Here is a 21900-nt window from a genome sequence, read left to right as displayed (position 1 = left end):
CGGAGTTGGGCACGCACATGCCCAGGAATGCTTCGGGGAAAAGGGCATAGTGGATGGTCGGCTGTCGTGCCGCTCGTCGAATCCGCCTGGTCAGAGTCTCGCAGTGGCCCCGACCGCCGCGCAAGAATGCGACCGCCGATCCGAGTGTCGCCATTCTGTCCGAGTTCATCGATTGGTTGTTTCGGATTGCACTTGCGGCGCGTGGGAAGAATGTCTTCGGTATTGCGGGAAGCGCAACTCCCATTGATTGACGCCGCGTCAGCCGAGGCCGAGCCGGTGCAGGGCGAGCGCCACGAACCCGCGTACCGACCGGTCCCAGCCGGGCACCTCGGCGTCGAAGTCCGCGCCGCGGGCCTCGACGAGGACGTCGAGGGCCCGGTCGGGCAGCCGGTCGCCGAGCCGACGGGCCAGTGCGACCGCGGCGGTGACCCGGACGACCGCGGTGTTCGCCGAGAGCAGCCTGCTCAGGCGGGCGTCGGTCCGCGCCGAGTCGACCGGACAGTGGCCGAGGGTGAGGTTGGCGCTGGCCCGGGCGGCGGCGTGGGCCCCGTCGGCGGGGACCGCGACGAGCCCGGCCAGGGCCGCCTCGTCGGGCGCGAACCAGGCGAGCAGCTCGGCGGCGTGCCCGGCGAGCTGCGGGTCCGGCTCGGCGAGCCAGCGGACGTACCGGTCGGTGTGCCTTGCCCCGGCGTGGAAGGCATCGGCCGCCCAGCGGACCGCCGCGTCGCCGGCCAGGCCCGCGACCTCGTCGTGTTCGCACAGGTCCCCGGCCGCCAGGTGGCGGGCCACCAGCGTCGCCTGGTCGTCGGTGATGCCGTCGGCGGCGGCGAAGGCCCGGCGCGGGTCGAACGGCAGCGCGTCGTCGCGCCGGTCGCCGAGCACCACCGCGCGGAGCAGGCCGACCACCTCCGCCCGGTCGCCGGTGGTGGGGTCGTCGGCGAGCGCCGCCAGGAACGGCACCACATGGCGGCTCGCCTCCCACCGCGTGCCCTGGTGGTGGACGGTGCCGGACAGCTCGGACCGTGCACGGCTCCGGGTCGGCGCGTCCGCCGACCGCAGTGCCCGCAACTGGCCCGGTACGTCGGTGGCCGGCCCGTACGCGTGGTGCAGCGACCCCCACGGGACCTGGTCGAGCCCGGCCAGGGGATCGGCGGACCCGGCCACGCCGGTCAGCGCCGTTCGAGCGTGAGCAGCGGCTCGGACAGCGGCGGCGACGGCGCGTCGGGGTCGGCGGCCACGGCCTCCTCGATGCTGCGCAGGCCGGCCTCCACCTCGTCGGGGTCGAGCTGGGAGAAGAACGAGAGCGCGCGCAGGCGCAGCCGGTCGAGCACGTCGGCCCGGGTGCCCTCGGACGGTTGGGTGACCGTGCCGAAGCCGGTGACCCGCCAGCCGGCCGCCGTGAACGTCGCGACGACCTCGTGCAGCGGCTGGAACTGCGCGAGGTCCGCGGCGAGGCCGCGCGGAAAGTGGTCGAGCCACCAGGGCTCGGGGTGGTGGTCGCTGAAGTTGCCGCGCAACAGCAGCCGCCCGCCCGGCCTGAGCGCCCGGGCCAGCTCCCGGGCCGCGCGGGGCTTGTCCTGGACGTGGTGCCAGGACAGGAACATGAGCGCGTAGTCGGCGCTGCCGTCCGGCACGGGCAGGTCCTCGGCGGAGCCCGCCAGGTAGCGCACGTCGGGGTGCGGGGGCTGCGCCTGGGCCACCTCGCGCATGCGTACTGCGGGTTCGATGCCGGTGACCGGCCCGAACGCGTGCGCCAGCGCGGGGGTGAACCGGCCGGTCCCCGACCCGACGTCCAGCCCCACCAGGGGGCGCCGCTGCGGCAGCGCGGCGGCGAACGCGCTCAGCCATGCCCTCGACTGCTGCTCGGTGAGCGCCCGGGCGCGTGCGTAGTGCTGGTGCTGCTCCCGGTCGTAGTCGACCCGCCTCATGCGCCGCTCCCTCGCCAGTGCCGGCAGGCCGTCACCGGCGAGCCCGACCCGCCAGTCAGACCTGTGTCCGATGTATCGTGACGATACATCGAGGCGATACTGAGCGGCGCGCGACAGGGCCACGCGCGGCGGGCCGGAACCGCCGGGGCCACCAGGCTCGGTGGCCCCGGCCCGCCGGGTCAGCTACCGCAGATGCCGTACGCGTTGAGGCTCCACGAGCCGGCGAAGCCGTCGGCGTCCTCGTCCGCCCGCACCCGCACGGTGGTGCCCGGGACGATGTTGATCCCCGTGAGCAGCACCTGACCGTTGCCGGCGTTGATGTCCGCGCCCGCGCTGTAGAGCGCCTTGCCGGCCGGGCACACCTTCAGGTGGCTGCTGGACGAGTCGCTCGCGCCCGATCCCGTCAGCACGATCCGCTCCAGCCCGGCGGGCGCGTTGGCGCAGACCGCGATCGCGGTGGCGCTCCAGCCGGCCGGCGAGGTGTCCTGCACCGCGACCGCCCGGACGGTCACCGACGTCAGGTCGGACGACGGCACCACCTGGTCGAGCATGACGTCGCCCAGCCCGCTGTTGATCCGCCCACCCATCCCGATGACCTTCTTCGTCCCGCAGCTCGCCGTGACGTACTCCGTTCCGACCGCCCCGGTCGCCGCCACGACCTGGTAACCGGCCGGCGGGGTGACGCACTGGGCGAGGCCCTGGAGCGCCCAGTTGCCGGCGAAGTTCGCCGGGCCCGCCTCCCGCATCGTCGCGTAGAACCCGGTGCCGTTCGCCAGCGGCTCCAGCCGGTCCAGCCCGACGTGCCCCTCCGCCGACGATCCGGCGGTGAGGAACCCGCCGCCCCCGGTGACCACCTTGCCCGTCGGGCATGCCGCGAACGCCGACTTGTCCACGCTGCTCGCGGCCACCGACTCGGTGACCGTCTCCAGCCCGGCCGGGTCCGCCGAGGCCGGCGCCGCCCAGCCCATGGTGGCCAGCACCGCTGCCGTCGACGCGACGGCCGTCAGCGCGCCCCGTCCCTTGGTAACTCGCATGTCATTCTCCCTGTTCGCCGCGCGGCCGGCGCGCGTGCCGGCCGGCTCCCGCCGGACCGTGGTGGCGGCGGATGGGAAGAGCCTGGGCGGGGCCGCTTGTCGTCCGCTATCCGACCGCTTGTCGCCGGCCGCGCCGCCCCCGCCGTCCATAGACTGTGGTCGTCCGATCACGACTGACGAGGAAAGCCATGCGGTGGTCCCTCCTCGGCCCCGTCCAGGTGACCGCCGGGGGGCGGGTCCTTCCCATCGACCGCCCCCAGCAACGTGCCGTGCTCGCGCTGCTGCTCCTCAACGCCGACCGCCTGGTCCCCGCCGGGCAGCTCGTGGCGGCGCTCTGGGCCGACGACCCGCCGGCCAGCGCCCGGACCCAGGTGCAGGTCTGCGTCTCCCGGATCCGGTCGGCCCTGCGGGACGCGGGCGCGGGCGACCTCCTGGTCACCCAGGGCGGGGGCTACCGACTCACCGTACGGGGGACGGAGCTGGACCTGACCGAGTTCGCGGAGGCGGTCGAGCGGGCCCGGGCCGAGGAGGCGGCCGGGCGGCCGGCGGAGGCGGCGCGGCTGCTGCGCGCGGGCCTGGCGCTGTGGCGCGGGCCGGCGCTGGCCGGCGCGGCCGGGGCCTTCGTCGACACCGCCGCCGCCGGCCTGGACGAGCAGCGGCTGCTCGCCTGCGAGCGGCTGGCCACCGTGGAACTCGGCCTCGGCCGGTTCGCCGCGACCGCGCGCGCCCTGCGCCCCCTGGTGGCCGAGCATCCGCTGCGGGAACCGCTGGTGGCCGGGTATCTGCTCGCCCTGGCCGGCTGCGGCCAGCGGGCCGCCGCGCTGCGGGTCTACGCCGAGACCCGGCGTCGCCTCGTCGACGAGCTGGGCGTGGAGCCCGGCCCCGAGCTGAGCGGGGCCCACCTGCGGGTCCTGCGGGGACAGTGGCTGCCCGGGCCCGTACCCCCGGAACCGCCGCCGCCCGCCGGGCTCGCAGCCCCGGAACCGCCGCCCGCCGGGCCCGCGCCCCCGGAGCCCACGCCGCCCGCCGGGCCGCCCCCGACGCAACTGCCCGGCCAGCCCGCCTGGTTCACCGGGCGGGCGGCGGCGCTGCGGCAGCTGGACGCCCTGTTGCCGGCCGACGCGGCCGACGCCGACCCGGGCGGCGGTGCGGGCCGGGCGGTGGTGATCTCCGCGATCGCCGGCACCGCCGGGGTCGGCAAGACCACCCTGGCGGTGCACTGGGCGCGCCGGATCGCGCACCGCTTCCCCGACGGGCAGCTCTACGTCAACCTGCGCGGGTTCGACCTCGACGGCCGGGCGGTGCCGCCGGGCGAGGCGCTGCGCGGCTTCCTGGAGGCGCTGCACGTGCCGCCTCAGCGGGTGCCCACCGACCTGCCCGGGCAGGCCGCCCTGTTCCGGACCCTGCTCGCCGACCGGCGGGTCCTGGTGCTGCTCGACAACGCCCGCGACGACGAGCAGGTGCGCCCCCTGCTGCCGGGCTCGCCGGGCAGCCTCGTCGTGGTGACCAGCCGCAACCGGCTCACCGGCCTGATGGTCACCGACGGGGCCCACCCGGTGGCGCTGGACCTGCTCCCGCCGGCCGAGGCGCGGGAACTGCTGGGCCGCCGGCTCGGCCGGGGCCGCGCCGACCGCGAGCCGGCGGCGCGGGACGAGATCGTCCGTCGCTGCGCCGGCCTGCCGCTGGCGCTGGCCATCGTGGCGGCGCGGGCCGTCGGGCAGCCCGCCGCGCCGCTGGCGGCCCTCGCCGCCGAGCTGCGGGACACCGACCCGGACCGGCTGACCGCGCTGGCCACCGGCGACCCCGCGACCGACGTACGGGCGGTCTTCTCCTGGTCGTACCGGGCGTTGGACGCCGACTCCGCCCGGCTGTTCCGGCTGCTCGGGCTGCACCCGGGTCCCGACGCCGCGCGGCCGGCGGTGGCGAGCCTGACCGGCCTGCCGCCGTCCCGGGTGGGCCCGCTGCTGGCCGGGCTGACCCGGGTGCACCTGCTCACCGAGCGCACCCCCGGCCGGTACGCGATGCACGACCTGCTCCGCGCGTACGCGTCGGAGCTGTGCCACGGGCTCGACCCGGAGGCGGAGCGGGAGGCCGCCCGGCGTCGCCTGTTCGACCACTACCTGCACGCCTCGCACGCGGCGGACCACCTGCTCGACCCGTACCGGCTGGCCCGGCCCGCCGCGTTGCCGCCGCCGCAGCAGGGGGTGACGGTGGGCGACCGGCCGGACCACGCCTGGGCGACCGGCTGGTTCGCCGCCGAGCACCACGTCCTGCTGGCCTGCGTGGAGCAGACGGCGGCCACCGGGCTGGACCGGCACGCGTGGACGCTGGCGGCGGCCCTCACCACGTACCTCGACCGCAGCGGGCACTGGCCCGAGCTGGCCGCCGCGCAGCGGACCGCCCTGGCGGCGGCGCTGCGCCGGGGTGACCTGGCCGGGCAGGCGCTGGCGCACCGGGGCCTGGCCATCGCCTGCACCTGGTCGGGCGACCACGAGGCGGCGCACCGGCACTACCGCCGCGACCTGGAGCTCTACCGGGAGTTGGGCGACGACACCGGCCGGGCGCACACGCACCTCGGGGTGAGCTGGGTGCTGGCGCGGCAGGGCCGGCTGCGGGCCGCCCTGGCCGAGACCCGACTGGCCCTCGACCTGTACCGGGCCGCCGACTACCGGGTCGGGCAGGCCAAGGCGCTCAACAACCTGGGTTGGATGCACGCCAGGCTGGGCGAGCCGGGGCCGGCGCTGCGCTGCTGCCGGGCGGCCCTGCGCCTGCACGAGGAGAACGGCGACCGGCACGGCGCGGCGTTGACCTGGGACAGCCTCGGCTACGTCCAGCACGGCCTCGGCGACCACGACCGGGCCGCGGACTGCTACCGGCGGGCGCTGGCGCTGCACCGGGAACTCGGCGACCGGTACGACGAGGCGGAGGTGCTGGACAACCTGGGTGACAGCCTGCGGGCCGCCGGTGACCTGGACGCCGCGCGCCGGGCGTGGCGGGAGGCGTTGGCGATCTTCGACGAGCTGCGCCATCCGGACGCCGACCGGCCCCGGGCCAAGCTCGCCGCCCCGGCCGCCGCAGCGCCGGCGGGTGCCCCGGCGGCGTCGGTGGCCAGCGCGGCGGGTGCCCCGGCGGCGTCAGTGGCTGGCGGCGAGCTTTAGCACCAGGTCGGCGGCCCGCCCCACCCCGCCGGCCCGGCGGCACTGCTCGCCCCAGTGCCGGCTGCGTTCCCGGAAGCTCTCCTCGGTGAGCAGCCGGCGCAGCTTCGCGGCCACCTCGCCCGCGTCGACGTGCGGCGGGCGGTCGAGCGCCAGCCCGACGCCGGCGTCGACCGCGCGGGCCGCGATGTCGTAGCAGTCCAGCCAGAACGGGGTCATCAGCATCGGCTGCCCGAAGTGGACGCCCTCGTGGAAGCCGTTGGCCCCGCCGTGGCAGACGAACGCCCGGACGTTCGGGTGGGCCAGCACGTCGAGCTGGGACGGGATCCACTCCTCGATCCGCACGTGCGGCGGCAGCGGGCCGGGCAGCAGGTGCCGCTGCGCGGCGGGCAGCTTCCACAGCACCTGGTGCTCGGGCCCGATCGCGGCCAGCGCCTCGGCGAACGCCCGCACCTGCGGGCCGGTGAGCCGGGCCAGGGTGCCCAGGCAGGCGTAGACGACCGAGGTCTGCCGGTCGAGCCAGCCGATCAGCTCCGCGCCGGGCGCGAGCCCGCCCGCCGCCGGTCCGCCCGGCGCGGTCTGGCGGGGCGCGGGTTCGCGCGGCGGCACCATCGGGCCGAGCAGGTGCAGGTGCTCCGGCGCGGGGAAGGGATATTCCAGCCCGAACACCGTGTAGCCGAAGACGGCCGTCGCGGCGGCACTGTATTTCTCGGGGTCGCCGAAGGCGTTGTCGATCCGCTGGGCGCGGCGGTGCCGGGCCTGCCCGGCGAGCGCGCGCAGCAGCGACAGCCGCAGGCGGGCGCGGAAGGTCAGGTTGGTCCACCGCTGCCGGGGGCCCAGCCGGCGGGGCAGCCCCGAGGTGGGCGTCGGATAGTCCCACGGCAGCCGGCTCAGGTAGACGTTGCTGGGCGGGAACGCCAGGCTCAGCACGTACGGCACGCCCCGCGCCAGCGCCGCGTCGAGCGCGCCCAGGTTCAGCATGTCGATCACCATCAGCGAGGGCCGGATCTCGTCGATCTGTTCGAGGGTCCGCGCCCGCACCCGGTCGGCCACCTCGGGGATCCGGATCTGCCGGGCGAGGGCGACCAGGCCGGCGGTGGTCATCGGCCCCCGGGTCATCGCGGCGTACAACTCGTCGTCGACGCGGAGCACGGTGTCGCCGGTGGAGCGGAAGCGCAGCGGGCTGCCGGTGGCGTGGGCCGCCACCCGGTCCCGCGCCTCCTCCTCGGCGGCGAACCACAGGCCCGGCTCGCCGCGCCGGGACAGCTCCCCGGCGATGGCGAGCAGGGGGTTGAGCTGCCCCGGGTGCGCGGGGCTGGCGAAGAGGACGGAGCGCATGGGTGTCCCTCCTACGGCCGGAGCCGTACCGGCAACTGGTCGTACCCGCGCAGCACCCGGGTCGGGCGGCGGCGCGGCACCCCGGCCAGCGCCGCGTCGGGGTAGCGCTCGAAGAACGCGGCCAGCCCGAGCTGACCCTCCAGTCGGGCGAGCGCCGCGCCGAGGCAGTAGTGCACGCCGCTGGAGAACGAGAGGTGGTCGCGGGCGTTGGCGCGGGTGACGTCGAAGCGGTCCGGGTCGGCGAAGACGGCGGGGTCCCGGTTCGCGCCGCCCATCATCGGCACCACGACCTCCCCGGCGCGCACCCGTACGCCGACCACCTCCGTGTCGGTGAGGCAGTAGCGGGCGGTCGTCTGGGCGGGCGAGTCGTACCGCAGGATCTCCTCCACCGCGTTGGCCCACCCGTCGGGCCGCCCGCGTAGCGAAGCGAGCTGGTCGGGGTGGCGGATGAGCAGGTGGATGCCGGTGCCGAGCAGGTTGACCGTGGTCTCGAACCCGGCCACCAGCAGCAGGCCGGCGAGGGCCAGCAGCTCCTCCTCGGTGAGCCGCTCGCCGTCGCTGTCGAGGTGCACGAGGCGGCTGAGCAGGTCGTCGCCCGGGTCGGCCCGCAGCCGGGCGAAGTGCCCGCGCAGCCACCCGTTGAGCTGCCCGATGGCGGCCTCGGCGGCACGGTACTGCCGCAGCGTCAGCCCGAGGTCGAGCGTCGGGGTGGCGGCCTCGCCCCAGGCCAGGAACCGCTGCCGCAGGTGCTGCGGCACGCCGAGGATCTCCGCGATCACGGTGAGCGGCAGCAGGCTCGCGTAGCGCCCGATCACCTCCACGGTGCCGGCGGCGTCCGGGGACAGGTCGTCCAGCAGGGCCGAGGCGTGCCGTTCGATCCGTGGCCGCAGCCCCTCGATGGCCCGGGGGGTGAAGACCTTGGCGACCAGGCGGCGGTAGCGGGTGTGCGCCGGCGGGTCGACGACCAGCATCGAGGGCGGGTCGGCCGGGCCGATGGGCCGCCCGCTGCGGCCGAGGCGGCGCAGCACCGCGAGCGGGCCGGGTGCCGGCAGTGAGCCGGGGTCGCTGCTGAACGCCTCGCCGCGCAGCACCGCGACGACCGCGTCGTGCCGGGTGGTGCTCCACATGAGCCGGCCCCGGACCAGCGCGCCGGCCTCCCGGACCTCCCGGTAGAACGGGTACGGGTCGTCGCGGATCGCCGGGTCGAAGAAGAGCCGGGCCTGCGCGTCGCCCCGGCGGGCGGCGAGGCCGATGCCGAGCCGGGCCAGGCCGTGCCGGTCGACCCAGCGCACGAGGGTCCCCGGTCTGGTCAGCTCCACCCGAACCTCCCGCCATCGGCCATGTCGGACGCCCGTGCAATTCCCATCATGGCCACGGCGCGCGTCAATTCCTATCAGCGCGGGGGATTTGCCGAGGTGATCTCGAAAAGAACTTATACCCTAGCCGGAGACGTCGGCGCAACGACCTCTTTCTTTGCATGAGAATTCGATGTGAAGGTGCCGAACTCGCTGACGTAAACGTCGTAACTCCGGTACTGTCCAGCGCCATGGCAGCGACGAAAGTCGATCAATATTGTCATGTGACGGCGCGTCGGTCGTGCGGTGCGGTCGTGAGGGGTGAGCAGTGAAGAATGTCGACCGGGCACCGTTGACCACAGTTCAGGCCGACATCTGGGTAGCTGGTCGACTATGTCCGGAGCTGCCCCAGTTCAACGTCGGGGGATACCTGCGGTTCACCGGGCCCGTTGACCTCGAACTGATGCGTACCTGCATGAATCGGGCCGTCCTGCGGAACGACGCGTTGCGGCTGCGTTTCGAGGAAGAGGACGGTGAGCCCTATCAGTGGGTCGAGGACGAACCGCCGGTAATTGCCACCATCGACTTCTCGGAAGACGTCGACCCCCGCGCGGCCTGCCATTCCTGGATGGCCCGGTCGTTCGACCGCCCGTTTCCGTTGCGCCGGAGTCGAATGTACGAACTGGCGCTGCTCGTCGAGAGCGAATCGGTCACCTACGCGTACCTCAATGCCCATCACCTCGTCACCGACGGCTGGGGTGGGCGGCTGCTGCTGCAGCAGGCGAGCGAGGACTACGCCCGCCTCCTGCGCGCCGGGGCGGGCGCCGAGGAACCGCCGCCGTCGTCGTCGTCGTACCTGGCCGTGGCCCGCGCCCGCGCCGAGCGCCCGCGACCGGCCCCCGGGGAACGGGACCGCGAGCACTACCGCGCCGCGCTGGCGGGCGTCGCGCCGGCCCTGTTCCCGCGCCGCGCGACCGGCGGCCCGGCTGGCGACAGCCCGATCGACAGCGCCCCGGCCGGCGACAGCGCCCCGGCCGGCGACAGCGCCCCGGCCGGCGGCCGGCCCGCCACCAGCGGGCGGCACAGCTTCTCCATCGACCGGGCCCTGGTCGACCGGATCACCGCCCGGGGCGAGTCCCCGTTCACCGTCGTCGCCTCCGTCCTCGCCACCTACCTCGCCCGGATCCACCGCACCGACCGGGTCGTCCTCGGCGTACCCCTGCTCAACCGCCGGACCCACGTCGAACGCCGCACCGTCGGCCACTTCGCCAACGAACTGCCCCTGCCGGTCCGGATCGACGGCGCGCGACCGCTGGCGGACCTGGCCGCCGAGGTGCAGACGACCCTGCGCGCGCTCTGGGCCCACCAGGGACTGTCCCGGGGCGAGCTGCTGCGCGGCGTGGCCCTGCCCGACGGCGGGCGGCAGCTCTACGACGTGACCCTGTCCTGGATGCGCTGGCCCCGCCCGGAGCCGGTCCCCGGCGTCGCGCAGCGGACGATGGTGCGCAGCCGGCTGCACGACGGGCACGTCCTCGCCGTGCTCGTCAACGACTTCGACGACGGCCCGCTGACGGTGGACCTCGACTACGCCCCCGACGTGTTCGACGCGGACTTCCCGATCGAGGCCCTGGGCCGGCACGTCGTCACGCTGCTCCACAACGCCCTCGACCGACCCGACCGGCCGCTCGCGCAGACCCCGATGCTGCCCAAGGTCGAACGGGACCGGCTCACCCGGGGGCTCAACGACACCCGGGCCGACCTGCCCGACGACCTGACGGTGCACGGCCTGTTCGCCCGGCGGGCCGCCCGCACCCCGGACCGGACCGCGCTGGTCGTCGACGGCACCGACGAGACGGTCAGCTACGCCGACCTCGACGCCCGCGCCAACCAGGTGGCCCACGCCCTGCACGACGCCGGCGTCGGCCGGGGCGACCGGGTCGCGGTCCTCGCCGACCGGGGGCCGGGGCTGCTCACCGCGATCCTGGGCACGCTGAAGGCGGGCGGGGCGTACGTCGCGATCGAACCCGACCATCCCCAGGCGCGGCTGCGGCACCTGCTCACCGACAGCGGGGCCCGGGTGCTCGTGGTGACCGGCGACACGCCACCGCCGCCGGTCGGCGCCGGAGTCGCCGTCTGCCACCTCAAGGCCATGACCGACCGGCCCACGACGCCCGTGACGCCGGTCGCCGACGGCGCCGACCTCGCGTACGTGTGCTACACGTCGGGCTCCACCGGCCGGCCCAAGGGGGTGCTGATCGAGCACCGCTCGGTGGTCAACCGGCTCGCCTGGATGCAGCGGCGCTACCCGCTGACCGGCGACGACGCGCTTGTGCAGAAGACGCCCGTGTCGTTCGACGTCTCCGTGTGGGAGCTGTTCTGGTGGGCGCTCGCCGGGGCCCGGCTGGTGCTGCCCGAGCCGGAGGTGCGGCGGGACCCGGCCGCGCTGAGACGTACGGTCGCCCGGCAGGGCGTCAGCGTCGTCCACTTCGTACCGTCGATGTTGGGGCCCTTCCTCGACCTGCTCGCCGACGACCCCGCGGCCCGCGCGGACGCCGCCGGCCTGCGGCTGGTCTTCGCCAGCGGCGAGGAACTGCCGCCCCGGCACGTCGACCGGTTCCACCGGCTGCTGCCCGCCGGGCCGCCGGCACCCCGGCTGGTCAACCTGTACGGGCCGACCGAGGCGACGGTCGACGTCTCCCACTTCGAGTGCCGGCCCGACCCGGCCGGGCGGACCGCCCGCGTGCCGATCGGCCGCCCGATCGACAACATCCAGCTCTACGTGCTCGGCCCCGGCGACGAGCCGCAGCCCGTCGGCGCGCCCGGCGAGCTGTGCATCGCCGGGATCGGCGTAGCCCGGGGCTACCTGGGTCAGCCCGAGCTGACCGCGCAGCGGTTCGGCGTCGACCCGGTGACCGGCGGTCGGCTGTACCGCACCGGCGACCTCGCCCGCTGGCTGGCCGACGGCACCGTCGAATACCTGGGCCGCCTCGACGACCAGGTGAAGATCCGGGGCAACCGGGTCGAACCCGGCGAGGCCCGGCACGCCCTCGCCGCCGTGCCCGGCGTGCGGGAGGCGGTCGTGGTGGCCCGCACCGACCCGGCCCGGGGCACCCACCTCGTCGGCTACTACCGGGCCGACGCCGACCTCGACCCGGCGTGGCTGCGCGCCCAGCTCCTGCACGGGCTGCCCGACTATCTGGTCCCCGCCCTCTTCCGTCGGCTCGACCGGATCCCGCTCACCGCCCACGGCAAGCTCGACCAGGCCGCCCTGCCCGACCCGGCCGCCGGGTCCGCCACCGACTCCGCCCCCGACCCCGCCGTCGGGCCCATCGCCGGCGGCCCGCCCGCCGGTGCCGCCCGCGCCGACGCCGGGACCGGGCCGGGCCCCCGCGACGAGGTGGAACGCACCCTCGCCGCGATCTGGGCACGGGTGCTGGGGGTGCCGTCCGTCGGCATCCACCAGGACTGGTTCGCCGTCGGCGGCGACTCCATCCTCGCCCTGCGGGTCGGCGCCGAGGCGGCCCGGCACGGCCTGCACGTCACCGTCGCCGACCTGGTGGCCCGGCCCACCGTGGCGGCGCTGGCCGCCCACACCCGCGCCGCCGCGCCGCCCGCCGGTGGGCAGGACGCCCCGCCGGAGCCGTTCGGGCTGGTGTCGCACCTGGACCGGGCCGCGCTGGGCGACGCGCAGGACGCCTTCCCGGCGACCCGGCTCCAGCTCGGCCTGCTGTTCCACGGCAGCGAACGCGAGGACGCCACCGCCTACCACGATGTGTTCCGCTACTCGCTGCGGCTGCCGTGGGACGAGGTCGCGTTCCGCGCCGCCCACGCCCGCCTCCTCGACCGCCACCCGGCCCTGCGCTCCTCGTTCGACCTGGGCGGCTGCTCCGAGCCGCTCCAGGTCGTCCACGCCCGGGTGACCGGCGGCCTCGACGTCGCCGACCTGCGCGACCTCGACGCCGCCACGGCCGCCGCCGAGGTGCTGGCCCACATGCGGCAGCGGCGACGCCACCGGTACGCGTTCGACCGCGCCCCGCTGCACCTGATGCGGGTGCACCTGCTGCCGTCCGGGGCCGTCGACCTGGTGTTCAGCTTCCACCACGTGCTCCTCGACGGCTGGAGCGTGGCCACCGTCGTCGGTGACCTGCTGCGGACCTACCTGCGCCTGGTGGGCGTCGACATCGACCCGCCCCGGGCGGCCGCGCTGCCCTCCCCGGCGGCGTACGTCGTCGAGGAACGCCGCGCGGTCGACTCCGTCGCCACCCGCGACTTCTGGCGGGCCCGGCTCGACGGCGCGGAACTCACCCAGATCGAGGGCTGCCGCCAGTACGAGCCGCCCGGCGACGAGGAGACGATCATCCGGCACGTCCCGCTGCCCGACGACCTCCAGGACCGGGTACGCGGCTTCGCCGCCGCCCACGGGCTGCCGGTGAAGTCGGTCCTGCTCGCGGCGCACTGTCTGCTGCTGCGGCTGTACTCCGGTGCGGCGGACGTCACCACCGGCCTGGTCACCCACGGCCGGCCGGACCGGCCCGGGGCGGAACTCGTCGCGGGGCTCTTCCTCAACACGGTGCCGCTGCGGGTCACCCCCGGCGCGCGTACCTGGCTGGAACTGGTCCGGCAGGTCCACGGGCAGGAGCGGGAGTGCCACCCGCACCGGCGCTACCCGCTGCACGCCATCGTCGGCGACCGGGGTGGCGAGCCGGTCTTCGAGACGGCCTTCAACTACGTCCACATGCACGTGCTGACCCCGCTGCTCCAGCTGCCCGAGGTCGAGCTGCTCGGCTTCGACACCTGGGAGGAGACCAACTTCACCCTGCTGGTGAACGTGTTCGTCAGCCCCGCCGACCGGCGCGTGTCGCTGCGCGTCGACGCCGACGGGCGCACCCTCACCCCGGCGCAGACCGACCTGCTGATCGACGCGTACCTGCGCATCCTCGCCCGGATCGTGGCCGACCCGCAGGGTGAGCCGGACTTCGGCTTCCTCGCCGCCGCGCCGCGGCCCGCCGGCCCGCCCCTGGAAACCCCCGGCGACGTGGGACGCCGCCTCGCCGCGCACGCCCGGCGCACCCCGGACGCCGTCGCGATCACCTTCGACGCCGAGGCTGCCTCCGACGGACCGCCGCAGCGGTGGACCTACGCGCGGCTCGACGAGATGGTCGACCGGATCGCCGTCGGGCTGCTGCGCGCCGGGGTACGGCCTGGCCAGCTCGTCGGGATCGCCCTGGACCGGTCGCCGGAGATGATCGCCGCGATCTACGGCATCGCGCGGGCCGGGGCCGCCTGCGTCCCGCTGGACGTGACGTACCCGGCGGAGCGCATCGCCGCGATGGTCGAGCAGGCCCGGCCGGCGCGGATCGTGACGCACCGGCGGCACCGGGGCCTGGTCGGCGAGCCGTCGACCGTCCTCGACGTGGCCGACCTCCTCGCGGGGCCCGCAGTCACCGACGAGGCCGTGGTGCTGCCCCGGGTCACCGCCGACGACCTGCTCTACGTCCTGTTCACCTCCGGCTCGACCGGGGTGCCCAAGGGCGTGGCGATGACCCACGGCGCGCTCGACAACTACCAGGCGTGGCAGATCCGGGCGGCCAGCGCGGCGGCCGGCGGCACCACGCTGCAGTACGCCCCGCTCAGCTTCGACGTGTCGTTCCAGGAGATCCTCACCACGATCAGCGCGGGCGGCACCCTGCGGATCATCGACGAGGACCTCCGGCGGGACGTGCCGGCCCTGCTGCGGCTGCTCGACCGCGAGTCCGTCGCCCGGATCTTCCTGCCGTACGTCGCGTTGCAGCAGCTCGCCGAGGCCGCGGAGCTGCTCGGCATCCACCCCCGCGCGCTGCGGGTGGTGATCTCCTCCGGCGAGCAGCTGCGGGTGACCGCCGAGATCCGGCGCTTCCTGGCCGCCCTGCCGGCCGGCGCGGTCCTGGAGAACCAGTACGGGCCGACCGAGACGCACCTGGTCACCGCGTACCCGATGACCGGCGACCCGGCGCGGTGGCCCAACCTGCCGCCGATCGGGCCCGCCATCGACGGGGTCGAGATGCACCTGCTGGACGAGCGGATGCGGCCCGTGCCGACGGGGGTGACCGGCGAGCTGTACTACGGCGGGATCCAGGTCACCCGGGGCTACCACGGCCGGCCGGGCCTCACCGCCGAGCGCTGCGTGCCCAACCCGTTCGGCCCGCCCGGCAGCCGGCTCTACCGCACCGGCGACCTGGCCCGCTACCTGCCCAACGGGGACCTGATCTGGGTGGCCCGCACCGACACCCAGACCAAGATCCGTGGCTTCCGGGTGGAACCCCTGGAGGTGGAGATGGCGGTCATGGAGCTGGCCGCGGAGTACCCGGGGATCCGGGAGGCCGCCGTCGTCGCCCGCCGCCGGGAGGGCGTCGACTCCTACCTCGCCGTGTTCCTCGTCGGCGACCCGGACGCGGTCGACCTGGCCGACGTACGCGGCCGGCTGCGCGCCACCCTCCCCGAGCACCTGGTGCCGGCGCGCTGGCAGTGGCTGCCGGCGATGCCGCTGACCCCCAGCGGCAAGCGCAACGACCGCGCCCTGCGGGAGCTGCCGCTGGAGCTGGCCGAGGCGCCCCGCGTCGCCCCCCGCGACCGGTACGAGCGCGTCGTCGCCGACATCGCCGCCGATCTGCTGCACCTGCCGGCCGTCGGCGCGCACGACAACCTGTTCGAGCTGGGCGGCACCTCGCTGACCGCGATGCGGCTGGTGGTGATGCTGGAGAAGCGGTTCGGGGTGGCCGTGCCCGTCTCGGCGTTCGTCGCCACGCCGACCGTGGCGGGCGTCGCGGCGCTGCTGCGCTCCGGCGGGGCGGACCTCACGTTCGACCCGCTGGTGCCGATCCGCGCCCGGGGCGACCGGCCGCCGCTGTTCCTGGTGCACCCGCTCGGCGGCAACGTGCTCTGCTACGTCCCGCTGGCCCGCCACCTCAGCCCCGACCAGCCCCTGTACGCGTTGCAGGCCGCCGGGGTGGACGCGGGCACCGAGCCGCTGCGTACCGTGCCCGAGCTGGCCCGCGCCTACCTCGACGCGATCCGCCGGGTCCAGCCCGACGGCCCGTACGCCATCGGCGGCTGGTCGTTCGGCGGGGTGGTGGCCTTCGAGATGGCGCGGCAGCTCCGCGAGAGCGGGGCCGGGGTCGACAAGCTGATCCTGCTCGACCCGATCGCCCGCCGGCCCGGCGACCCGGTGCCGGTCGCCGACGACGTCCTGCTCGACTGGTTCTTCTGGGAGCTGATGCGGCTCGGCCACGACGGGGTGCCGACGCGCGGCGTGCCGGCCGAGCTGACCACACCCGAGGCGAAGCTCGACTTCATCGCGGGCCGGGCCGGCGAGAGCGGGGTGCTGCGCCCGGGCAGCCCGCGCGGCTCGGTGCGCCGCCTCTTCGCGGTCTTCCGGGCCAACTGGGAGGCGATCATCTCCTACCGGCCCGAGGTCGTCGACCAGGACCTCACCCTGCTGCGGGCCGCCGACCCGCTGCCCGCCGTGCTGAAGCCGATGCACGACCTCGCCGGCACCCTGCACCTCGACCCGCGCAACGGCTGGGGCGAGCTGACCACCGGCCGGGTCGACGTGATCGACGTACCCGGCGACCACCTGGTGCTCATGGACGAGCCGTACGTGGCCGAGGTGGGGCGGCGGATCACCGGGCTGCTGGCGGGGGACACCCCGGCCCGCCGGCCGGTCGGGGACGCGCGATGATCGCCCCCGCCGGCTCCGGCGGCCCGGCCCGCGCCGCCGGCTCGGTGCAGGCCATCGGTTCGGGCCGCGCCGCCGGTTCGGGCCGCCGTCGGCCGAAGGCCATCATCGTCGGCGCGGGCATCGGCGGCCTCGCGGCGGCCGGCGCGCTGCGCCGCGTCGGGGTCGACGTGGAGATCCACGAGCAGGCGTCGGAGCTCCGGGCGGCCGGCTCGGCGCTCTCCCTCACCGCCAACGCGCGCGTCGCGCTGCGCTGCCTCGGCATCGACCTCGACGTCGAGCGGCGCGGCCAGGTCTACCCCGAGCTGCACTTCCGCACCGCCACCGGGCGGCCGATCAGGACCGTCCGGTTCGCGCACCTCGGCGACCGGGTCGGTGCGCAGAACGTCGCCATCCACCGCGGCGAACTGCACCGGGCCCTGCTCGCCGAGGCCGGGGACCCGCCGATCCGGCTCGGGTCCGCCGCCCGCCGGTTCCACCGCCACCACGGTGGCATCCGGGTCGAGTTCGCCGACGGCACCAGCGCCGACGGCGACCTGCTGATCGGCGCGGACGGCTTCGGATCGGCGGTACGCCGGCAGCTCGTCGGCCCCGAGCGGCCCCGGGAACCCGGGTACGTGTGCTGGCTGGCGACCGTCGCGTACCGGCACCACCTGGTCCGCGAGGGGTACGCCGCCCACTACTGGGGGCGGGGCCAGCGGTTCGGGTTGGTGCACCTCGGCGGCGACCACGTCTACTGGTGGGGCACCCGCAACATGCCGCCGGAGGCGGCCCGCGACTGGCGCGGCGGCCGGGACGAGATCCTCCACGCGTACGCGGGCTGGGCCGACGAGGTGGTCGCCACCGTGGCCGCCACCGCCGACGCGGCGGTCATCAGCGTCCCCGCCCGGGACCGCCCCGCCCTGCGGCGCTGGGGCGACGGCGCGGTCACCCTGCTCGGCGACGCGGCGCACCCGATGCTGCCGAGCCTCGGGCAGGGCGCGGCGATGGCGGTCGAGGACGCGGTGGTGCTGGCCCGGTGCCTGGCCGGGGCCACCGACCTGCCGGGCGCGTTGCGCCGCTACGAGGCGGCCCGCCGCGACCGCACCCGGCGGATGATCCGCCAGGCGCACTCGCTGAGCCGGATCGAGCAGCTCGCCAGCCCCGCCGGGGACCTGGCCCGCCGCGCGTACCTGCGGTGGCTGCCCACGCGTCTGGTCGACCGCCGCAACCTGGCGGACCTGACCTTCCCCGACGCCCTGCCGGCGGCCGGGCGGTGAGCCCCGCGCGTGGGGCCCACCGGGCGCTCAGCCCGCTGGAGCGCTGGTACTGGATCGCCGACCAGGTCTCCCCGCTCAACGTCATCGCCCGGGTCCGGGTGAGCGGGCAGCTGCCGCCGGAGCTGCTGCGGGCGGCGCTGGACGAACTCCAGGCCCGCCATCCGCTGCTGCGGGTGGCCATCGCGACCCGGCCGGACGGCCGGCGACCCCGGTTCGTGCCGACGGACCGGCCGATCCCGCTGCGGCGGGCCGCGCCCGGCCCCGACGGTGCCGCCGACGCCGGGCTGCCCGCCGCCCCCGGCGTGCCCGCCGATCCCGCCGCCCACGCCGCCTCCGCCGACCCCGACGCAGGCTGGCTGCGCGAGGTCAACGAGCGGGAGCTGGCCGACCGGGTCGACTGGCGGGCCGGCCCGCTCTGCCGGGCCGTCGTGCTGACGACGGGTGTTGCGCCCGGGGACGTGCACGACCTGATCCTGACCCTGCCGCACTGCGTGGCCGACGGCACGACCGCCCTGTCGCTGCTGCGCCAGTGGATCGAGCACGCCGATCGGCTGGCCGCCCAGGGCCCGCCCGGCCCGGACGGCCGAACCCCGGTCAGCGCCGAGCCGGCCCTGCCACCGGCCGAGCGGATGTTCCCCCGCCGGTACCGGGGCGTCACCGGCGCGCTGCGCCTCGGCGGGCAACTGCTGCGGGACCTGTACGCGATGCGCCGGCACCGGCCGACCCGGGTGACGCCGAGCCGGTTCGTGCCGTTCACCGAGCGCCGGAGCCGGCTGCTGCACCGCACGCTCACCGCCGAGCAGGTCGCCGCGCTGGCCCGGGCGTGCCGCCGGGAACGGACCACAGTGCACGGTGCGCTCGCCGCCGCCATGGTCCTCGCGGTCGCCGCCGAGACACCCCCGCCCGCCCCGGGGCACGTGGCGATCGGCTCCCCGGTGGACTTCCGGGCCGCGTTGACGCCCCCCGTGCCCGAGCGGGCCGTCGGCGCGTACGTCGCCACCGTCCCCTCGTTCGTGCCCTACCGGCCGGGCGTGTCGCTGTGGCAGGTCGCCCGGTCGATCAGCGGCGACCTCGCGGGCCGTCGCCGCCGGGGCAGCCACTTCGCCATGGTCGACCTCGTCCGCCTCTCCTGCCCGCCGTCGGTCGCGGCCAGCGGCCGGTTCGTGGAGCTGACCGAGCGGACCGGGCCGGTGAACCTCTGCCTGTCCAACCTCGGCCGGTACGACTTCCCGGACCGGATCGGGGCCTGGCGGCTCGGCGGGGCGCAGTTCGTCGCCGGGCTCTCCGTCTGCGGCTACTTCGTCGCCACGGCGAACACCAGCCACGGGGAGCTGGCCTGGAACTTCGTCCACGTGCCGGAGGCGGTCCCGGACGCCAGGGCGGCCCGCCTCGTCGCCGCCTGCGTCGACGCGGTGCTGGCTGAGATCGGCGAGTCGGCGGCCGGGACCGAGGAGACGGTGGCCGGGGCCGCGGCGGTGCCGGCCGGAACCGACAGAGGGGCGGGAACATGATCGGGGCCGGACGGCGGATCGACGCGCGGGGCCGGGCGGTGGTGGTCACGGGCGCCTCGTCGGGGCTCGGCCGGGAGGCCGCGCTCCACCTGGAGCGGGTCGGTTTCCGGGTCTTCGCCGGGGTGCGTGACCGGGCCGCCGCCGACGACCTGGCCGCCGCCACGGCCGGGCGGCTCACCCCGCTCCGCCTCGACGTCACCCGGGCCGACCAGATCCGGGGGGCGACCGACGAGGTGGCCCGGCAGGTCGGCGCCGGTGGCCTCTGGGGGCTGGTCAACAACGCCGGCATCAGCCTGCCCGGCCCCCTGGAGTGCGTACCGCCGGAGCAGCTGCGGCGGCAGCTCGACACCAACGTGGTCGGCCAGGTCGCCGTGATCCAGGGCTTCCTCCCGCTGCTGCGCACCGGCCGGGGCCGGATCGTGAACGTCACCTCCGGCCTGGGCCGGGTCGCCCTGCCCTACCTGGGCGCGTACGCGGCGGCCCAGTTCGCCAAAGAGGCGGTCAGCGACAGCCTGCGGCGCGAGCTGCGGCCGTTCGGGATCGCGGTGTCGGTGGTCCAGCCGGGGGCGATCCAGACGCCGATCTGGGACAAGGTCGTCGACGCCGGGACGGAGACGATGGCGCGGGCGGCGGGGCGGGCCGGCGACCTGTACGCGGAGCCGTTCGGTCGCTTCCTCGCCCGGCTGGCCGCGCAGGCCCGGCGCAGCGGGACCACCCCGGCGGACTTCGCGCGGGCGGTCGCCCGGGCGCTGACCGCCGCGCGGCCGAGGACCCGGTACCCGGTCGGCGCAGACGTGCGGTTGGGCAGCCTGGCCGCGCGCCTGCTGCCCGACGCCCTGCTCGACCGCAACTTCGCCCCGCTCGTGCGGTCCCGCCCCGCGCCGGGCGGTGCGGTCCCGCCCCTCGCCCCGACCAGCAGTGAGGACTGACCAGCATGGACGCCGACCAGCAGGCCCGGACCCAGGCCCAGGCCCTGTTCGCCCGCAACCTGGAGTTGATCTCCGAGGGGCGGATCACGGAGTGGGTGGAGCTGTTCGACCCCGAGGGGGTGCTGGAGTTCCCCTACCCCCTGCCGGGCATCCCCGCGCGGTTCACCGGCCACCGCGAGCTGTACGAGCACATGAAGGACTTCCCGAAGCAGTTCGACGTGCGCTTCTCCGGCCTGACCTTCCACGAGACCACCGACCCGGAGCTGGTGATCGCCGAGTTCGTCGGTGCCGGCCGGGGCGTCGTCACCGGCCGGCCGTTCCACCAGGTCTACATCTCGGTGGTGCGGTTCCGGGACGGGCGGATCGTCCACTTCCGGGACTTCTGGAACCCCCTGGCGACCATCCGGGCCGGGCTGACGATCGGGCACGCCTGGCGTGGCCTGGTCGACCTGCTGCGGCCCGCCGCACGCCGCCGCCCGAAAGGGCCGGGCCCCGGTCGGGGGTGACCGTGGTCCCGCCACCCACTGGGTGGGGACGGACGGGGGGCCGGCCCGCGGCGGCGGGCCGGCCCCTACGTACGCGAGGTGGTGCGCCTACGGCTTCCAGGAGCCGGCGGTCTCCAGCTTGTGCCGGTATTCCAGCGCGCCGTTCTTGTTGGTCACGTCGAAGGTGACGCTGCCGGTGCGCTTGCTGCCCTCCCGCAGGTTGACCCCGGAGTCGAGCAGGTCGCCGCAGCCGGCCAGCGCGCCGGCGATCCCGTTCGCGGTGGTGCCGTCCTCGGCCACCCACTGGAAGTAGAACGGGTTGATCGACATGTTGCCCTTCTTCACCGTCGCGGTGACGTCCGCGATCAGGTAGAGCCCCTTGTCGGGGTCGGGCGAGTACGACTTGCAGCCCTTCGTCGAGGTGCGGAACCGCAGCACCGTGATCTCCAGGGTGCCGTCCTCGTCGTTGATGACCAGGGTGTCGCCGGCCTTCATGTTGAAGGTCTCCCCGTCGGCCGGGGCGGACGACGACGAGGAGGTCGGGCCGGCGCTCGGCAGGCCGCTCGGTGCGGTGGTGACCCGGGGCAGGTCCGGGAACTGCCGCTCGGCTTCCTTCGCCGCCTCGTTGGCCCCGGTGACCAGCGCCACGATGCCGCCGACGCAGCAGAGCAGCGCGAGCACCACCACGACGACCACGATGATGACGATCGGCTTCTTGCTGCTCTTCTTGGCCCCCATCGGCGGGCCGAGCGGGTAACCCTGGCCGGGCGCGTAGCCCGGGCCGGGCGGGTACGACCCGCCCGGGGGCGGCGGGTAGGCCGGACCGGGCGGCGGCGGGTAGGCCGCCTCCACGCCCGGCTGGTACGTCGGGTCGGGGGCGGGCGGCGGCGTGAACCCACCCGGCTGGTACGGCGAACCCGACGTGGGCTGGTACGGGGAGCCCGAGGTCGGCTGGTACGGCGCGCCGGACACCGGCGGCGGCGGATAGGGCGCACCCGAGACCGGCGGCGGCGGGTACCCCGCGCCCGAGACCGGGGGCTGCGGGGTGGTCGGCGGCAGGGGCGGCGGTGCGGTCGGATCGGCCGGCCACGAGGGCATGGGTGCCGTCGCCGGATCCTGGTTCGGCTGGTAGGGGTCTTGCGGCGGCCCGTAAGGGTCCTGGGGGTGGCTCACCGTACTCCTCGGCACCTCATCGCGATCTCGAACGCCCTGACGGTATCGCCCCTGGCCAAGTCGCGGATCACCCCGACCG

General features: G+C 75.8%; 12 protein-coding genes. 6 read left to right on the top strand and 6 right to left on the bottom strand.

Annotation, left to right across the window (positions count from 1 at the left end):
• Positions 1–258: 258 nt before the first annotated feature.
• The 3 genes from LPU61_RS29705 to LPU61_RS29695 all read right to left on the bottom strand — a co-directional run bounded on the left by LPU61_RS29705 (position 259) and on the right by LPU61_RS29695 (position 2962).
• Entirely contained in the window at positions 259–1164 is a 906-nt protein-coding gene (locus LPU61_RS29705) for a hypothetical protein (protein ID WP_043961775.1), read from the bottom strand.
• A 5-nt stretch (positions 1165–1169) separates the two neighbouring features.
• On the bottom strand, positions 1170–1928 hold the full coding sequence (locus LPU61_RS29700) for a class I SAM-dependent methyltransferase (RefSeq protein WP_229406806.1): 759 nt from the start codon (positions 1926–1928) through the stop codon (positions 1170–1172).
• A gap of 179 nt (positions 1929–2107) precedes the next feature.
• On the bottom strand, positions 2108–2962 hold the full coding sequence (locus LPU61_RS29695) for a hypothetical protein (RefSeq protein ID WP_229406805.1): 855 nt from the start codon (positions 2960–2962) through the stop codon (positions 2108–2110).
• 188 nt (positions 2963–3150) lie between these two features.
• Between LPU61_RS29695 and LPU61_RS29690 the strand changes: the two genes are divergently transcribed.
• Entirely contained in the window at positions 3151–6120 is a 2970-nt protein-coding gene (locus LPU61_RS29690) for an AfsR/SARP family transcriptional regulator (protein WP_229406804.1), read from the top strand.
• Here LPU61_RS29690 and LPU61_RS29685 read toward each other — a convergent pair.
• Positions 6097–7455 carry a glycosyltransferase gene (locus LPU61_RS29685; protein ID WP_043961778.1) on the bottom strand — a complete coding sequence of 453 codons (1359 nt, stop codon included), beginning with the start codon at positions 7453–7455 and terminating at the stop codon, positions 6097–6099. The genes LPU61_RS29690 and LPU61_RS29685 overlap by 24 nt on opposite strands.
• A gap of 11 nt (positions 7456–7466) precedes the next feature.
• The gene (locus LPU61_RS29680; protein WP_229406803.1) at positions 7467–8774 is read right to left on the bottom strand and encodes a cytochrome P450; all 1308 of its coding nucleotides are present in this window, start codon (positions 8772–8774) and stop codon (positions 7467–7469) included.
• A gap of 304 nt (positions 8775–9078) precedes the next feature.
• Between LPU61_RS29680 and LPU61_RS29675 the strand changes: the two genes are divergently transcribed.
• The 5 genes from LPU61_RS29675 to LPU61_RS29655 are packed head-to-tail and all read left to right on the top strand — an operon-like array spanning position 9079 to position 20669.
• Positions 9079–16467 carry a non-ribosomal peptide synthetase gene (locus LPU61_RS29675; RefSeq protein WP_229406802.1) on the top strand — a complete coding sequence of 2463 codons (7389 nt, stop codon included), beginning with the start codon at positions 9079–9081 and terminating at the stop codon, positions 16465–16467.
• Complete coding sequence (locus LPU61_RS29670) at positions 16464–17723, top strand: FAD-dependent monooxygenase (RefSeq protein WP_082106195.1); 1260 nt, start codon at positions 16464–16466, stop codon at positions 17721–17723. Before LPU61_RS29675 ends, LPU61_RS29670 begins: the two co-directional genes overlap by 4 nt.
• Positions 17720–19234 (top strand): hypothetical protein, encoded by a 1515-nt coding sequence (locus LPU61_RS29665; RefSeq protein ID WP_229406801.1) that lies wholly within the window; start codon positions 17720–17722, stop codon positions 19232–19234. Before LPU61_RS29670 ends, LPU61_RS29665 begins: the two co-directional genes overlap by 4 nt.
• Positions 19231–20163, top strand: coding sequence for an SDR family oxidoreductase (locus LPU61_RS29660; protein ID WP_043961780.1), 933 nt, complete (start codon positions 19231–19233; stop codon positions 20161–20163). Before LPU61_RS29665 ends, LPU61_RS29660 begins: the two co-directional genes overlap by 4 nt.
• A gap of 5 nt (positions 20164–20168) precedes the next feature.
• Positions 20169–20669 carry a nuclear transport factor 2 family protein gene (locus LPU61_RS29655; RefSeq protein WP_063838550.1) on the top strand — a complete coding sequence of 167 codons (501 nt, stop codon included), beginning with the start codon at positions 20169–20171 and terminating at the stop codon, positions 20667–20669.
• An 87-nt stretch (positions 20670–20756) separates the two neighbouring features.
• Here the strand turns inward: LPU61_RS29655 and LPU61_RS29650 are convergent, their stop codons facing one another.
• Positions 20757–21821, bottom strand: a complete 1065-nt coding sequence (locus tag LPU61_RS29650; protein WP_043961781.1) for a DUF4352 domain-containing protein — start codon at positions 21819–21821, stop codon at positions 20757–20759.
• Positions 21822–21900 lie beyond the last annotated feature (79 nt).

Source organism: Micromonospora sp. NBRC 110038, from assembly GCF_020884815.1.
Lineage (GTDB): Bacteria > Actinomycetota > Actinomycetes > Mycobacteriales > Micromonosporaceae > Micromonospora > Micromonospora haikouensis.
The sequence above is the reverse complement of the archived record's forward strand: the minus strand, read 5'-3'. Positions and strand labels throughout refer to the sequence as shown.

Excerpts from the sequence above, each read along its gene's own strand:
- LPU61_RS29700 (WP_229406806.1), bottom strand. The coding sequence starts at position 1,928 with ATGAGGCGGGTCGACTACGACCGGGAGCAGCACCAGCACTACGCACGC.
- LPU61_RS29695 (WP_229406805.1), bottom strand. The coding sequence starts at position 2,962 with ATGCGAGTTACCAAGGGACGGGGCGCGCTGACGGCCGTCGCGTCGACG.
- LPU61_RS29690 (WP_229406804.1), top strand. The coding sequence starts at position 3,151 with ATGCGGTGGTCCCTCCTCGGCCCCGTCCAGGTGACCGCCGGGGGGCGG.
- LPU61_RS29685 (WP_043961778.1), bottom strand. The coding sequence starts at position 7,455 with ATGCGCTCCGTCCTCTTCGCCAGCCCCGCGCACCCGGGGCAGCTCAAC.
- LPU61_RS29670 (WP_082106195.1), top strand. The coding sequence starts at position 16,464 with ATGATCGCCCCCGCCGGCTCCGGCGGCCCGGCCCGCGCCGCCGGCTCG.
- LPU61_RS29660 (WP_043961780.1), top strand. The coding sequence starts at position 19,231 with ATGATCGGGGCCGGACGGCGGATCGACGCGCGGGGCCGGGCGGTGGTG.
- LPU61_RS29655 (WP_063838550.1), top strand. The coding sequence starts at position 20,169 with ATGGACGCCGACCAGCAGGCCCGGACCCAGGCCCAGGCCCTGTTCGCC.